The sequence below is a fragment of the Bradyrhizobium sp. LM2.9 genome (genome assembly GCF_054056555.1).
The window spans coordinates 4,490,584-4,505,511 of the sequence record NZ_JBSRYJ010000002.1 but is presented as its reverse complement, the minus strand read 5'-3'; the positions used below and the strand labels follow the sequence as shown (position 1 = coordinate 4,505,511).

Below are 14,928 nucleotides of genomic sequence, written 5' to 3'. Positions count from 1 at the left end.
ATCACTTGAAATTATCAAAGATTACGGCCACTGGCCGCATTGGCTTCGCTAGGCTCCGCCCACATTACCGGGCATGGAGCGATCAACTGACTTCGAAGGCGTCCAACAAAACGTCCAACAATTCGTCCAATGGTGAGGTGGGTCATGCCTGACTTCCTCACTCGACGGAACGGCGTGTGGCACTTCGTGCGCCGAGTTCCAGCGGAATTTGCGACATTGGATCCGCCGTGGCATCGTCCGGCATTCCACGAAAGTCTCGGTCGCCACCGATCGCACTGGGAGAAGGGGCCGTCCGCGTAGCAGAGCGGCTCAATAGCGAGCTGGAGGCCCATTGGCAGCAGGCTTGTAGGGCTAGCGCCGATGAAGTTACGCGTGGCTACGATGATGCAAGGCGGCGCGCCCGTTCTCTAGGGTTTGAGTACGCTGAGAACGGTCAATTGCTTCAGTTCTCAGCCGAGAAACGGCTTGAACGCCTGGAGGCTCTTGTTGCCGCCGGGCTGGAGCACGAAGCGAATCGAAAACCGCATTCGGTTCGGTCGCATCGTCAAGGAACGGAAGCTTGATCGTCACCGGCGTGTTCTGTCATTTGCACCCGGCGGCATCTTTGCCCTTATCCGTTGGACCTCCAACGACTTTGGCACGATCATTTCGCGGATCGATATTTTGCGCGCGGTCGCACCGGGACAGCGCTGCTCGACCGTGCCGTATGTGAAGCCCGGCGGGGAGATTTTGCTGCGGCTCTCCGGTTGGCCGAAAGTCGAACGGGTGCTGCAGATGGTCGACGCCATCGAAGCGCTCGGCATCGATCCCGCCGACGTTGCTCCTGATCATTGGCATCACATTCACAATCGCCTGTCCGTCAACGAAAACCCGCGCCCCTACACGAGAGCGCGCCACCAGGCATGGCTTTACCGGCAGAGGGTCATGCGATGACACCGCGGCTCAAGACGTTGACCACGATGCTCTGCGGTGCCGTCGCACTTATCGCGCCAATCGTTCTGGAGATTACGCCGGCCTACATCTGGAATGCATCCGAGAGCGTACCGATCGGGCTCTACCGTGTGCAGCCGGCGGACAAGCTGTTCGTTACCGAACTCCTCGCCGTACAGCCACCGGAGCCGCTCGCGACCTTCCTCGACCTGAACGGCTATCTGCCAGCGGGATTGCCGATGCTCAAACGCGTGCTGGCGCTTCCCGGGCAGACCGTTTGCCGAAGCGGGCTCACGATTTCGGTTGACGCCATCGAAATGGGCGAAGCCCGAGATCGCGATGGCCGTGGCCGTCCCCTCCCGAAATGGCAGGGCTGCCACATCGTCGGTGACGGCGAACTCTTTGTCATGAACTGGCAATCCGCCAGCTCGCAGGATGGCCGCTATTTCGGGCTCTTGCCGGCATCGGCTGTCATTGGCCGCGCGCTGCCGGTGTGGACCTGGGAGGATTGATGGTGCCCCTATTGAGTTTCCGACCAGCTATTCCTCTGTTCGGCCGAGTGCTGCACCATTCCTCCGTCCCGACCAACGATTGCGCGGCCGTTGCGCGCAGCGGCGGTCCAGGGCGGCCGAACGGCCGGCGCGAAGCGGCTTTACCCTGGACGGGCGCGAGCACGACGGCACGCTTGCGTTTGTTCGAGGGGAGCCTGCGCGCTGTCGTGCCGTTGTTCATCGCGCTGGCCGTGAGTAGCGCCGCTGCTGTCGCCGAGACGCGACCCCGCGGAGCCTCCAGCACGTCATCAAGCTGGCGGTCCGTTTGCGGAATTTGTCGAGCAGGCCTCGCGCCGCTTCGGTGTGCCGGTGCACTGGATACGCGCAGTCCTGGACGTCGAAACCGCCCAAGACATGCGTGCCAAGTCACTGAAAGGTGCCATGGGCCTGATGCAAATCATGCCGGCGACTTGGGCGGAACTTCGCGAGCGGTACGACCTCGGCAATAATCCCTACGATCCCCGCGATAACATTCTTGCGGGGACTGCGTACCTTCGGGACCTGCACGACCGGTACGGCTCTCCGGGCTTCCTTGCAGCCTACAACGCGGGACCCTGGTCGCTACGAGGAACATCTCACCGGTCGTCCGTTGCCGGCCGAGACCAAGGCCTATTTGCAGAAACTTGTGCCTCTCATCGGTAGCGACATCGCAGCTTCTGGTGCCGTCGCGGGTCTGCGGCCACCAGCAGCGGCGCTCTTTGTTGCTAGATTTGAAAGTACGAACACCGCTGACCCGCAGCAGTCCGGGCGCTCGTCAAATCGGGCTCCGGCGGCGACCTCCTTTCACGACATCTCGGCCATCGTGCCACCGGCAACAGGGTTGTTCGTCGCGAGATCTAATGCAGGGGGCTCGCGATGAGCGAATGCGCAAGCTGGCATGCAGTGGCGTACGTTGGAGATGAAGGGGCGGAAGGGCGAGCGCAATGGGCAGGTACGACATCAGGACGGCGAGATAAAAGGGGCTCGCCGGTCGAACCGCAAGCCATTGGCATGGCTTGGGTTCCGGCGTGCCGGTCGGTCGGGGCGCGTGCCGCGCCTTGCATTTTGACGAATGCAATCAAAGGCGTTTTCGGCACCGTGTGCGTTTTTGATCGTTGGGAGGCCCTACCGTGAGCGTGGGCGACAGCGATCTGCATATTCGGCCTGGGCGCATCCGCAACACCCGCGCGCCGAGGCAAAAGAGCTTCATCAATCAGGTGCTGCGGGCGGCGACGAAAGCAGGACACACGTCGCGTCCGGCCGCGGCTGGGAGGCGTTCCATGGCCTACGGGCGCTCGACTTTTGGCCGCGGCCGGCTCGCCTTTAGTCGCAGCCGGTTGTTCAGCCCGACACGGCGTGTCGTGGTGAAAGCGCGTGTTGTCCGCCACAAAGGCCGAGCTTTCCGTTCAGCGCCACTAACCGCCCACCTCTCATATCTGAAGCGCGACGGCGTGACCCGGAGTGGTGAGCGGGCCGAGATGTTCGATGCCGGCAGTGACCGCGCCGATGGCGGCTTTCGCAGAACGCTGCAAGGAAGACCGGCATCATTTCCGGTTCATCATCTCGCCGGAGGATGCCGGCGACATGACCGACCTGACGGCCTTCACCCGCGATCTCGCCAGGCAGATGGAGACCGATCTCGGCACGCGGCTTGACTGGGTGGCTGTCGATCATTGGAATACCGATAACCCTCACGTCCATCTGCTCGTTCGGGGAGTAGATGAACAAGATGCGGATCTCGTGATCTCCCGCGACTATATCAGCCAGGGCCTGCGCTCGCGCGCCGAGGAACTGGTCGCCATCGAACTGGGCCCAAAACCCGAGCACGAGATCCGCAATTCACTGGAGAGGGAGGTTTCGGCTGAACGATGGACGCGGCTCGACCGGGAGATCCGGCTGGCGGCCGATGAGACCGGCTATATCGATGTTCGCCCAGAGAACCCCGGCAAGTCCGATCCCGAGATCCGGCGCCTGATGGTCGGCCGCCTTCAACATCTGGAGAAGATGGGCCTTGCCGCATCCGCCGCACCGGGGGAATGGCCGAGCGTAGCTTGCGCGACCTCGGCATGCGCGGCGACATCATCAAGACCATGCACCGCGCCTTCACCGAGCGTGGGGAAGCTCGGGGCGTTGCCGACTATGCCATCGAGAGTGGACAACCGACGTCCGAGATTATCGGACGGCTCGTCGACCGAGGATTGCACGACGAACTGACGGGCGAGGCTTACGCCCTGATTGACGGAACAGACGGACGCGCGCACCATGTCCGTTTCCGCGGGATCGAAGCTTTCGAACATGCGCCGCCGATCGGCGGAATCGTCGAAGTCCGACGCTTCGGTCAAGCCGGCGATGCGCACCCGCGCCCAGCTGAAGGGATTGCAAGGCTGGCAGGGGCCGGGCTGGACGGCGCCGGATCCCGGCAGCCGGCATTATCCGGAAGTGAGGGGCGGCGCGGTGATCGCGCTCTTCTATCTGCCGGCTGGGCGCATCTCCTACGACTTCAAGGTGCCGGCCTGACCGTTCGGCGCCGGCGGCGTCGGCCACATCCGGTTGGAGAAGGCAGGCGTGCTGCCAGCGTCAGTTCACGGCGATTGCCTCAATGCATGGCTGCCCGGCCTGTCAAGACAACAAGGATCACCGTGACTAACGCGCCGGAGACGTAGAGAATTGTTCTGACACTGCCACCTTTAGCTGCGTTGCCGCCGCGCAAATAGATGGCGGTATGAACAAGGCGGATCGCAACATGGGTCCACACCAGCAGCGCGAGCGTGCTTGGCCTGACACCTACCATCATCGCCAGCACGGCCGGGACCACGAAGGGTGCCAGCGCCTCCACAGAATTCATGTGTACACGATCGATGCGATAAAGGAGGTTCGCATCGTCAGCCGGAAGTATTGGTCCAGAGAGGGCCCCCGCACGTCCCTTGGAATACCCCGATTGGACCGCCAAAAGGATGGACACGAGACAGAGCGCGAGCACTCCGATGACACTCAGGCTGTAGGCTTCCATGCTGACCTCGGTTAGCTGGATCGCGATGTCGGCGGGACAGAACCAATTAAGGTGATTGAGTTTCTGTCCGAGCGCTTCGGAGCGCGTCTGTCAGGAAGGGCGGGTGAAAAGATCGGCATAGCGCTGAAGATAAAGCGGCCAGCCGTGATCACCGGCGACACCGTCCCGCACGCCTTCCCAGCCGTCGCCATGGCGTTCCAGATTGCGATGCTCAAGGTCGATTCGGGTCCGGTTCGGCGTTTCAGCAGTGAACCGCACCTCCCACTCGCTGGTCTTTTCTGGGTCAGTCTCGATCTGCCATTTGGGGCTGATGTCCCAGCTGAGCAGCACCCGGTCCGGCGGTTCGTAGGCCAGCACGCGCGCCCAGCGGCACTCGCTGCCATCGATGCCTCGGTCATAAATGTACCCACCCACCCGAGCCTGGAACACCGTCTCGGCGATCTGGACGCGGAGCAGGTTGTGCTCGGGCGGTTTGAAACTCCCGAACCCCTCGGTGAAGATTTTAAATGCGCGCGCGATCGGTGCCTCGACCACGATGGATTGTTTCACGGCCGCAAGTCCTACACGCGTGTTCATTGTGTCTCCTGTTGCTCGACGACCAACTTGTAGGCGGCCAGCGTCTTGCTCCAAAACCGGTCGAGCCAAGCACGCATCTGGCCAAGCCCGTGAGGGTCGATGTGATAGACGTTGCTTGCGCCCTTCTGCTCCGCGCGGACTAGTCGTGAGTCTCGTAGCACCTTCAGATGCTGCGAGACGGCCGACTGAGAGACCGGTACCTGTCGGGTAATCTCAACTACCGAACGTGGACGCTCCGCGATCAGCTCGAAAATCGTTCGGCGCGTCGAGTCGCCAAGCGCGGCCAGCTGCGCGTGATCAATAGTCATGACTTATGATTAGTACAAACTTATGATATGGTCAAGCGGTGTGAACGTCTCGTGTTCTCGGTGCCATTGAGGCTCTTGGATTGACCCGGCCAGTCTCCCTGCCGGTCCGACTTCTTGGGCCACGCGATGTTGGCATCCACGCGAAAAAATCCTGATATCGACCGGTGAGGTGATGGGCGTAGCAGTACCGGCAAGGCACGTTCAGCTGGCGGAAGCGGCGAAGGGTTCTTGTCCGGAAAGGACAGACCGATGTCCTGATCCCTGCGGTTGAGTTCGTTGCCTAAAGCAACAACTCCGCCGATGCCAGGCGCAGGCGTGTCGAGCTGAGCGCAAGGAGTGTGAGATGACCCCCAGCGGCATCGTTCCTCAAGGTCAATCAACAATGATGGCCTGGCGCGTGCACGAGTTTGGGCCGCCAGAGGTCATGAAGTTTGAGTCCCTCTCACGACCTGAACCCGGGCCCGGCGAGGTCCTGGTCAAAGTTGAAGCGGCCGGAGTGGGGCCACGGGATGCCTGGATCAGAGCCGGGAAGAGCGCTTTGCCGCAGTCGCTCCCGCTCATTCTGGGCTCGGATCTTTTCGGTGAACGTGGGATCCTACGCGCCCCAATTGGCCCGTCATGCGGGTGTGCAAACTATCGCAACAGTATCGACGGCCGACTTTCCTTCGTTCGCGATCTCGGCGCAAACACCGGGATCGACTATCGGATTCAGCGCTTTGAGAATGAAGTGCGGGATGCGGACGCCGTCATTGATCTAGTCGGCGGCGAAACGCAAAGCCGCTCGTTCCAGGTCCTTTCGAGGCGGCAAGCTGATCTCGGCAGTGTCCGCCCGGATCAGGACCTTGCAAAACACCACGGTGTCGAAGCCACCTTCTTTTTAGGAACGTCACGAGCCAGTATCTGACGGAAATCGCTCGCCTCGTCGAGGTGGAGAACTGAGAATAAACGTCGGGGTAGTCTTACCTCTCGCGGATGCGCGCGAGGCCACTTCATGCTGGACGGCGTGCGGCCCCGGCCAAAGGGAAAGATCGTGCTCGCCGTCGAAGCGAGCTGATCGATCGCGCCTCATCTTGCGTTCGACTCTGAATGTGCCAGCGAAGTCCAACGGTTGCTCTTGAAAGGACAAAAATGATATCGCGAACTCCCGCCCACGCCCTCGTCATTCCCGATCCGCTGCTCGCGAGATAAGCAACAGACGTCCTGCGCGAATATTCCACCAATCTGCTCTTTATTCACTCGATCCGCGTCTACGGAGCGGGGCGTCAGAGGAAACTGCGAGCTTCTCTACGTGGCCGTCGCATTCCACGATTTCGGCCTTGTCAAGAAGTTCTCGACACGCTTCGAAGTCGATGGCGCAAATACAGCTCGGCAGTTTCTGACCGCCCACGATATTGCTGAAGACCAGGTGCAGACCATCTGGAAGCGATCGCGCCGCACACCACTCCCGGCATCCCGAAGTACATGGGTCCCGAGGTCGCGCTCCTCAATTCGGGTGTTCTGCTCGATGTAATCGGGGTAGGGCTCGATCAATTTCCGGTGGAGGTTCGCGAGGAGATCGTTGCCAAATATCCCGCACAAATTTAAGGAACGCTTCGTTCAGGCCGAAGCGCATATCATCCGCGAAAACATCTTCCCGTACTCGAAAGTGCTTCAGCGCGTTGCGCAATCGGCCCCGAAAGCCTTGGGATCAGATCGGACGCTGTTCCGGAAGCTCGGGTTTGTCAGTTCGCTGGTTGGCCCGTGTTTGAAGAGTCCCTCTCTAAGACTTGGCTCGCTTGCCGTTATCGATTTTCGATCATCTCCAATGTCGACGCCCATCTACTCTCCCAAACGATCAAGCAAGTTAAAGTGCCCTTTGAAATGATAATAACCTCTCCGCAAACCAGGTCGTACAAGCCTGATCGTGCCACTGTAGGAGCCCTGGAGAGCCTGGAGGGAAGCAGGATCTCAACGTTTGCCGTCAAGTACCGTGGTTACCAGGTTGAACGCTTCGTACCTCATCTTTCGCTCTTCCGGCCTCCGCGCCGCTTACCGCGCGAATACCGGTATCGATGCTACTGCGACCCCATAGCGACACGCGCCATGCTTTTCGTAGAGCCTCGCTCGGTCCTAGACCCCAATCAATCTCTGCTGCAGACTACAAGCGGAGCCATCTGTAGCCGGCTGCGATCTGAAAGGGCTAGAGTGGCCCGTCGTGAGGGGCTCGGTCGAGGATCTGACGGATGACGGCTAAAATCGATCTCCTGACGCTGCAATTGTTCGTGGCGATCGTCGAGGAGCAGAGTATCGCGAAAGCGGCGGAGAAGAAGAACATTGCCGCATCTGCAGTCAGCCGCCGTATCTCGGATATTGAGGTCCTGTTCAAGGTCGAGCTGCTGCATCGCCATTCGAAAGGGATCGAGCCGACACCTGCCGGTTTCGCCCTGCTCGAGCACGCCCGCATCATCCTGGGAAACCTCAGCAAGCTCGAGGCCGAGCTGACGGGATTTAGGGAGGGCAAGCGCGGGCTGATCCGGGTCTGTGCCAACAAGTCCGCGATCCTCGAAGCCCTGGCGGACGAGCTCAGCCTGTTCCTGGAACAGCATCCGCTGGTCCACATCGACATCGAGGAGGATCTCAGCCCTGCGATCGTGCGCGCGGTGATGGAGAACCGTGCCGACATCGGCATCTTCGGCGGCAACATCGACGGACAGGATCTGGAGCTGCTGTCCTATCGCAGCGACAGTCTGGTCGCGCTGGTCACGCGCGATCACCCGCTGGCGGACCGCAGCAGCGTTCGCTTCCGTGAGCTGGTCGATTTCGACTTCGTCAGCCTGGAGAAGGGCAGCTCGATCGAGACGCTGTGTGTCAGGGCCGCTGCGGCGCTTGGGCAGCACCTCAAGGTGCGCATCCGCGTCAGCAGTTTCGATGCACTGTTCCGCGTCATCGATGCCAGGATGGGGGTCGGCATCGTGCCGCTCGAGATCGTTCGCGGCCGCTACGGCGTCGACAGCCTCGTCACCGTCCCGCTCGATGAGTCCTGGGCGCGACGCGAGCTGGTCATGGGCGTGCGCGATTACAAGTCGCTGCCGCCAGTGACGAAGCTGCTAGTGGACCATTTGCGGTCCCACGACGATGCGCGTCTCGCCGCGAGCGGCGTGTCCGACCGGCTGACGGTCGTGCCGGGCAGCGGCTGACGTTGCTCCTGTCAGCGGCCGCCATCGCCGCCCGCGATGGCTGGCTGCCCAACCGTCACTGCACATTTTTGGGACGGACTTCTATCCTGCTCCCCAACATCGCTGTCGGTCGGCATGATCGGCAGCAACACGGTACATCAGATGCCGAACATGGGAGGACGGATCGTGGACACGCACGGTCGCACGCTGCTGGCCAAAATCTGGGACCAGCATGTCGTCGCTCGCGTCAGCGATGATACCGATCTGCTGCATGTGGATCGCCATTTGCTGCATGACCTCGGCGGCTCCCGCGGCCTGCTCGACCTCAAAAGCCGCAATATTGCGGTCCACAATCCCGAACTGACCTTCGCCACGCCCGATCATGCGATTTCGACCGCGTCCGGGCGGGCCGGCACGATCAAGACCGGGTGGGATCTGCTGGCGGCGCTGCGGACCGAGACGTCGGCCAGCAACATCCGGCTGTTCGACCTCGACCAGCCGGGGCAGGGCATCGTCCATGTCATCGGCCCCGAGCTCGGCCTCAGCCTCCCCGGCTGCCTGATCGTCTGCGGCGATAGCCACACCTGCACCCATGGCGGGCTCGGCGCGCTCGCCTTCGGCATCGGCTCCAGCGAGCTCACGCACGTGCTGGCGACCCAGACCATCATCCAGCGCCGGCCCAAGACCATGCGCGTGACGTTCGACGGCGCCCTGCCGTTCGGTGTCACGGCGAAGGATCTCATCCTCGCCTTGATTGGCCATGTCGGCGCCGCCGGCGGCACCGGTTATGCCGTCGAATACGCCGGCCGTGCGATCAGGGACCTGCCGATAGAAGGCCGCCTCACCATCTGCAATCTGTCGGTCGAGCTCGGCGCCAAGATGGGGCTGATCGCGCCGGACGAAACGACATTTGCCTATATCCGCGGCCGCCCCTATGCGCCGCAAGGCGAGATGTGGGACCAGGCGGTCGCGGCGTGGCGGACGCTTCGAAGCGACAGCGATGCAATGTTCGATCGCGAGGTGTCGATCGACGTCGGCACCATCATCCCCCAGATCACCTGGGGCACGAGCCCGGAGCACGTGCTTGGTATCGACGGCCGCATCCCGGATCCCGCTGACATCGCCGATCCCGCGCGCCGCGGCGCGATCGAGATCGCGCTCGACTATATGGGCCTGACGCCGGGAGCGCCGATCGCCGGCACGAAGGTGGATTGGGTCTTCATCGGCTCCTGCACCAACAGCCGCCTCAGCGATCTCAGAGCCGCGGCCGAAATCGCGCGCGGCCGCAAGGTTGCGCCGGGCGTGCGCGCCTGGGTCGTGCCGGGTTCGGAGACCGTCAAGCGCGATGCAATGGCCGAGGGGCTCGACAAGATCTTCATCGACGCGGGCTTTGAATGGCGCGAGCCCGGATGCTCGATGTGCCTTGCCGCCAACGGCGAAACCGTGCCGCCCGGCCAGCGCTCGGTGTCGACGTCGAACCGGAATTTCATCGGCCGGCAGGGGCCGCGTGCCCGCACTCATCTGGCAAGCCCGGCCATGGCCGTGGCGGCGGCGATCTCCGGCGCCATCGCCGACGTCCGAACCATGGAGCGCTAGATGGCGCAAGCCTTCACCAAACTATCCGCGACCGCCGCGCCGATCATGCGCACCAATGTCGATACGGATGTCATCATCAGCATCAACCGCATGATCGGAAATTCCGTCCGCGGCAGTCTCGGCAAATGGGCGTTCGGTTCGCTCCGTTATTTACCTGACGGTTCGGACAATCCAGCGTTTATCCTGAATCGCGAGCCTTATCGCGCGGCGGAAATCCTGGTCACGGGTCCGAACTTCGGCTGCGGCTCGTCGCGGGAGGCGGCGGTGTGGGCGCTACAGGAGATGGGCGTTCGTGCCATCATTGGATCCGGCTTCGGCGACATCTTCTTCGCCAACTGCTTCCAGAACGGCATCCTGCCGGTGGTGCTCGATAAGGCCACGATCGATGGCCTCGCCGCCGAGATCGAAGCGAGCCAGGGCGCGGGGCGCCTCAGTATCGACCTGGAGGAGCAGACGGTCACCTCGCCGTCGCGCGTCCGGCATGCCTTCGAGATCGATCCGCGCCGGCGTGCGGGGTTGCTCGAAGGCTTAGATGAGATTTCGCTGACGTTGCGGCGCGACCAAGAGATCCGCGTATTCCAGGCATCCGACCGCGATGCGCGGCCGTGGATTCATTTTGTGGGATAATCGGCATGAACACGCTCTCGAACACGATCAAGGTGGCTGTGGTCGGTGGTGAAGGCATCGGTCCGGAGGTGACCGACCAGTCCCATCGCATTCTCAAATGGTTTTCGGACCGGCGCGGCGCTCCGGTCGTTTTGCGCGAAGCGCAATACGGTCTCATCCCCTATCTCGCGACCGGCAAGGTGTTGCCGGATGACACCGTTGAGGCGATGGAGGAAGCCGACGCTATCCTCTGGGGGGCGACGGGTGGCCCGGAAACCACGGAAGTACCTCCCGCGGCGCGCAAGGAGGGAAGCCTACTGTCGCTGCGCAGCAAATACGACCTCTATGCCAATCTCCGGCCTATCGTCGCCAATCCGGCGCTGGCGGATTCCGCGCCGCTCAAGGCTTCGGTATTGAAGGATGTCGACTTCATCATTATCCGCGAACTCACCAGCGGCATCTATTTCGGTGAGCCGCGCGGCATCGAAACGCTGCCCGACGGCCAGCGCCGTGGCTTCAACACCCAGCAATACACCACCAGCCAGATCCGCCGGGTGGCGCGGACCGCGTTCGAACTGGCGCGGACGCGCAAGGGCCGGGTCTGCTCGGTCGACAAGGCCAATGTGCTGGAGACCAGCGTGCTGTGGCGCGAGGAGGTCATCGCGCTGCATCAAGCAGAATTCGCCGATGTGAAGCTGTCGCATCTCTATGTCGACAACGCCGCGATGCAGATCGTCCGCGCGCCGTCGCAGTTCGATGTCATGGTGACCTGCAATATCTTCGGCGACATTCTTTCCGATTGCGCCGCGATGGCATCCGGTTCGCTCGGCATGCTGCCGTCGGTCTCGCTCGGGCCGCCGGACCGGCTGGGACGCCGCAAGGCGCTCTATGAACCGGTCCATGGCAGCGCGCCCGATATTGCGGGCAAGGGAATCGCCAATCCGCTCGGCTCGATCCTCAGCGTCGCAATGATGTTGCGCATCACCCTCAATCGGCCTGATGATGCCACGCTGTTGGAGAAGGCGGTGGATACGGCGCTGGCTGCCGGCGCAAGAACGGCCGATATCGCCGAACCCGGCTCAAAAAGATTGTCGACCCAGGAGATGGGCGATGCGGTGCTGAACGCGCTCGACAAGGTGGTCGGCAAGGAGAGGGAGCACGCGTGATGAGAACTCGGGTCACCAGACGGGCCGCGCTGACCATTGTCGCCGGCGCCGGTGCCTCCATGGCGGTTGGAAGGGCGTGGGCCGATACCCCGTCGGGCCGCGTGATCTATCCGGTGGCCATTCCAGTCTATCAGTCGCAATTCGTCGCCGACCGGGCCGGATTCTTCAAGGACGCCGGCCTTGACTGCAAGCTGATCCAGGGCGGCAGCGGCGTGAAGACGCGCGAGATCATCGCTTCGTCCCAGGGCGATATCGGCATCGGCGACATCACCCACCCGATGCAGCTCAGCAATCATGGCCGCAGCGCACGTGTCCTGATGCCGGTCGATACCCGCAGCAACGCCGCGATCTTCATCATCCGCAAGGATCTGTTCAACCAGGGCATCACCAGCCTCGAGGCGCTGGCGAAGTGGAAGCGGCCGGACGGACGCAAGCCGATCGTCTCGGTATCATCGCTGGGCGGCACCAACCACGTCTGGGCGTCCTACTACATGGAAACTATGGGGCTCGATGACAAGGTGACCTGGATCGGCACCGGCAATGTCGACACCATGATGGGCACGTTGAAGACGAAACAGGTCGATGTTCTCATCAACTCGCCATCGATCCTGAACGATTCGGTCGAGCAGGGCTGGGGCGCGCTGTTGTTCGATGGAACGGACGAGGCGGTCTGGGCCAAGTATATCGGCGGCAAGGTCCCGGTGACGTCTCATTTCACCCTGCAGTCGACCATCGACAAGGACCCGCCGAAGATGCAGGCCTTCGTTACGGCGCTGTGGCGCGCAACCCAGTGGATCAAGGGGCATTCTCCCGAAGAGATCTACGATGCGATTGAGCCCTATGTCGGGAGCACGTCGCGCGACGCGAACATTTTCGACCTCGCCATCATGAAGAAGGTCACCGATTACGAATGCGTCATCGACGAAGCCAGCTTCGCGCGCGGCCAGAAGGTCTGGTTTCGTGAAATGACCGGCATCAAGCCGCTCGCGATGGCCGATGTCGTCACGACCAGCTTCATCGAAGCAGCCCGCAAGGCCTATCCGGCTTGACGATCCGGGCCTTACACACGCCGCACGTCGATGCGCCGCCCGACGCGCGGCGCATCGATGTGCGCGGTTTGTGCAAGACCTTCCAGCTGGCGGGTGCGGCGATCGAGGCGGTGCGCGACGTTTCCTTCAATGTCCGGCGCGGCGAATTCGTTGCTCTCCTGGGTCCATCCGGTTCGGGCAAGAGCACCGTCCTCAACATGATCGCGACCCTGATCAAGCCGACCAGCGGTCAGATCCTGATTGACGGCGTGCCTGTCTTTCCCGGACGGGCGACGCCCGACGTCGGCTATGTGTTCCAGCGCGATACCCTGTTTCCCTGGCGCACCGTCGCCAACAACATCGGCTACGGCTTGGAGCTGGCCGGTATCCCGACGGCGGAGCGAAAGGATCGTGTCCGTGCTTGCCTCGCGCAAGCCGGACTGGAGGGTTTCGGCGATGCCTACCCCTCCGCATTGTCGGGCGGCATGCGCCAGCGCGCCGCCTTGATGCGAACGCTGGTCGTCGAACCGCAGGTCCTGCTGATGGACGAGCCGTTCGGCGCGCTCGACACCCACACCAAGATCGACATGCACGACGTGCTGCTTCGCATCTGGGAACGCGAGCAGCAGACAGTGCTGTTCGTGACCCATGATCTCGGCGAGGCCCTGACGCTGGCGGATCGCATCATTCTGTTTTCGGCGCGGCCCGGCCGGATCAAGGAAACCTTCGAGGTGGATTTCGCCCGCCCGCGCAACGCCGTGAAGATCCGGGAGACGCCGCGTTATGCCGAGTTGTTCCAGCTGATCTGGCATTCGCTCGGCGAGGAGTTCATCAAGGGCCGCAAGCCATGAGACGAGGTCGCCACCCCGGCAGAATCCTGGCCTGGCAGATGTTGATCTGCGTCGGCTTGCTGTCGATCTGGCAGTGGGGATACGATCTGCACAGCCGCCTTCCCTGGCTGGTGCCGGATCTGCTCGACCCCTATTTCGTGTCCAAGCCGTCCCAGATCTTCGAACATTTCCTGATCCTGAGCTGCCTCAAATCCAAGGTCGGAATGTTCAACGGCTGGTTCAATGGCGAATTCGCCCGCTGCATGGCGCGATCCGAGAACAATCTCTGGATCGCCACCGCGGTCACCCTGAAGAACACCTTCTTCGGCTTCGTGACCGGCGTCAGCAGCGGCTTTGCCGCAGGACTCGTGCTGGGGCGTTCGGACCGGCTGAGCGCCATTTTCCAGCCGTTCATCACCGCGGTGAATTCGATCCCCCGCATCGCACTTGCGCCGATCATCGTGCTTGCCTTCGGCATCGGCGATACTTCGAAGATTGTGACGTCATGGATCGTGGTCGTCTTTCTCGTGTTCTTCAACACCTTCGAAGGCGCCCGCTCGATCGACGAGGGCTTTGTCAATGCGGCGCGGCTGCTCGGCGCCCGCGAGTGGCAGATCACCCGCACGGTGGTGATCCCGTCGACCATGGCCTGGGTCTTTGCCTCGCTGACACCTGCGATTTCCTTCGCCTTGATAGGGGTCATTGTCGGTGAATTCATCGGTGCAGAACGGGGCATCGGGCGCCTGATCATCGAGTCCGAGGCGCGCGCGGAGGCCTCGGGAATGATGGTCGCGGTTATCGTGCTGATGCTGGTCGGTGTTGCGCTGTCCGCGTTGATCTGGCGACTGCAGGCCTATCTGCTGCGCTGGCAACAGCACAATCTGGCGGAATAACTCTGCTGTGCTAAACGTTCTGGACTTGCGCGAGGAGCAATCCTTTAGTCTCCGCATCCTTGCTCGATCCTGGCGACCTGCGTGATCAGCAGGCGCGCGCTATCGCCGGATCAATTGTCTTCAGGTGTCTGGATAGCGGCGGTGCACCTCAAGAAGGAAGGTCCGTGAACTCTGCCATCGCGCTAAATTCATCGGATGTGCAGTGCGGTACGACCCGGTGAACCTTGCTCCGCTCTCGTTGCAAATCTTTACTTTTCGGTGTTTCGCCCCGATTTGCGTTGTGTTGGACGATTGGAAAGC

13 protein-coding genes and 3 pseudogenes are annotated in these 14,928 nt (G+C 62.1%); 13 read left to right on the top strand and 3 right to left on the bottom strand.

The features are described from left to right. Window positions 1-486 precede the first annotated feature (486 nt). From ACVWW3_RS23540 to ACVWW3_RS23520, 5 genes and pseudogenes are all read left to right on the top strand, one after another. Window positions 487-933, top strand: a complete 447-nt coding sequence (locus ACVWW3_RS23540) for a DUF2840 domain-containing protein (RefSeq protein ID WP_354106072.1) — start codon at window positions 487-489, stop codon at window positions 931-933. Beyond that, a complete protein-coding gene (locus ACVWW3_RS23535) occupies window positions 930-1,442 on the top strand; it encodes a S26 family signal peptidase (RefSeq protein ID WP_456648487.1) in 513 nt (170 codons plus the stop codon). Before ACVWW3_RS23540 ends, ACVWW3_RS23535 begins: the two co-directional genes overlap by 4 nt. A gap of 342 nt (window positions 1,443-1,784) precedes the next feature. Next, window positions 1,785-2,123: a lytic transglycosylase domain-containing protein gene (locus ACVWW3_RS23530; RefSeq protein ID WP_456672152.1), complete on the top strand. Its 339-nt coding sequence runs from the start codon at window positions 1,785-1,787 to the stop codon at window positions 2,121-2,123. Between the two features lie 467 nt (window positions 2,124-2,590). After that, window positions 2,591-3,820, top strand: a pseudogene (locus ACVWW3_RS23525) (relaxase/mobilization nuclease domain-containing protein); the annotation flags it as partial. A gap of 1 nt (window position 3,821) precedes the next feature. Continuing rightward, window positions 3,822-3,977 (top strand): annotated as a pseudogene (locus ACVWW3_RS23520) (4-hydroxylaminobenzoate lyase); the annotation flags it as partial. Between the two features lie 79 nt (window positions 3,978-4,056). Here the strand turns inward: ACVWW3_RS23520 and ACVWW3_RS23515 are convergent. The 3 genes from ACVWW3_RS23515 to ACVWW3_RS23505 all read right to left on the bottom strand — a co-directional run bounded on the left by ACVWW3_RS23515 (window position 4,057) and on the right by ACVWW3_RS23505 (window position 5,354). Continuing rightward, window positions 4,057-4,470, bottom strand: coding sequence for an MAPEG family protein (locus tag ACVWW3_RS23515; RefSeq protein WP_456648489.1), 414 nt, complete (start codon window positions 4,468-4,470; stop codon window positions 4,057-4,059). 90 nt (window positions 4,471-4,560) lie between these two features. Next, window positions 4,561-5,046, bottom strand: coding sequence for an SRPBCC family protein (locus tag ACVWW3_RS23510; RefSeq protein ID WP_354106068.1), 486 nt, complete (start codon window positions 5,044-5,046; stop codon window positions 4,561-4,563). After that, window positions 5,043-5,354, bottom strand: a complete 312-nt coding sequence (locus ACVWW3_RS23505) for an ArsR/SmtB family transcription factor (protein ID WP_354106067.1) — start codon at window positions 5,352-5,354, stop codon at window positions 5,043-5,045. Before ACVWW3_RS23505 ends, ACVWW3_RS23510 begins: the two co-directional genes overlap by 4 nt. 382 nt (window positions 5,355-5,736) lie before the next feature. Here ACVWW3_RS23505 and ACVWW3_RS23500 point away from each other — a divergent pair. From ACVWW3_RS23500 to ACVWW3_RS23465, 8 genes and pseudogenes are all read left to right on the top strand, one after another. Next, a pseudogene (locus ACVWW3_RS23500) lies at window positions 5,737-6,408 on the top strand (zinc-binding dehydrogenase). Window positions 6,409-7,576: 1,168 nt separating this feature from the next. Next, on the top strand, window positions 7,577-8,530 hold the full coding sequence (locus tag ACVWW3_RS23495; RefSeq protein ID WP_354106066.1) for a LysR family transcriptional regulator: 954 nt from the start codon (window positions 7,577-7,579) through the stop codon (window positions 8,528-8,530). Window positions 8,531-8,680: 150 nt separating this feature from the next. Then, window positions 8,681-10,105 carry a 3-isopropylmalate dehydratase large subunit gene (gene leuC / locus ACVWW3_RS23490; protein ID WP_354106065.1) on the top strand — a complete coding sequence of 475 codons (1,425 nt, stop codon included), beginning with the start codon at window positions 8,681-8,683 and terminating at the stop codon, window positions 10,103-10,105. Then, window positions 10,106-10,732 (top strand): 3-isopropylmalate dehydratase small subunit, encoded by a 627-nt coding sequence (gene leuD / locus ACVWW3_RS23485; RefSeq protein WP_354106064.1) that lies wholly within the window; start codon window positions 10,106-10,108, stop codon window positions 10,730-10,732. Window positions 10,733-10,737: 5 nt separating this feature from the next. Continuing rightward, complete coding sequence (gene leuB, locus ACVWW3_RS23480; protein ID WP_354106063.1) at window positions 10,738-11,877, top strand: 3-isopropylmalate dehydrogenase; 1,140 nt, start codon at window positions 10,738-10,740, stop codon at window positions 11,875-11,877. After that, window positions 11,877-12,926, top strand: coding sequence for an ABC transporter substrate-binding protein (locus tag ACVWW3_RS23475; RefSeq protein WP_354106062.1), 1,050 nt, complete (start codon window positions 11,877-11,879; stop codon window positions 12,924-12,926). Before leuB ends, ACVWW3_RS23475 begins: the two co-directional genes overlap by 1 nt. After that, on the top strand, window positions 12,923-13,756 hold the full coding sequence (locus ACVWW3_RS23470; protein ID WP_456648490.1) for an ABC transporter ATP-binding protein: 834 nt from the start codon (window positions 12,923-12,925) through the stop codon (window positions 13,754-13,756). Before ACVWW3_RS23475 ends, ACVWW3_RS23470 begins: the two co-directional genes overlap by 4 nt. Continuing rightward, window positions 13,753-14,628 carry an ABC transporter permease gene (locus ACVWW3_RS23465; RefSeq protein ID WP_456648491.1) on the top strand — a complete coding sequence of 292 codons (876 nt, stop codon included), beginning with the start codon at window positions 13,753-13,755 and terminating at the stop codon, window positions 14,626-14,628. Before ACVWW3_RS23470 ends, ACVWW3_RS23465 begins: the two co-directional genes overlap by 4 nt. Window positions 14,629-14,928 lie beyond the last annotated feature (300 nt).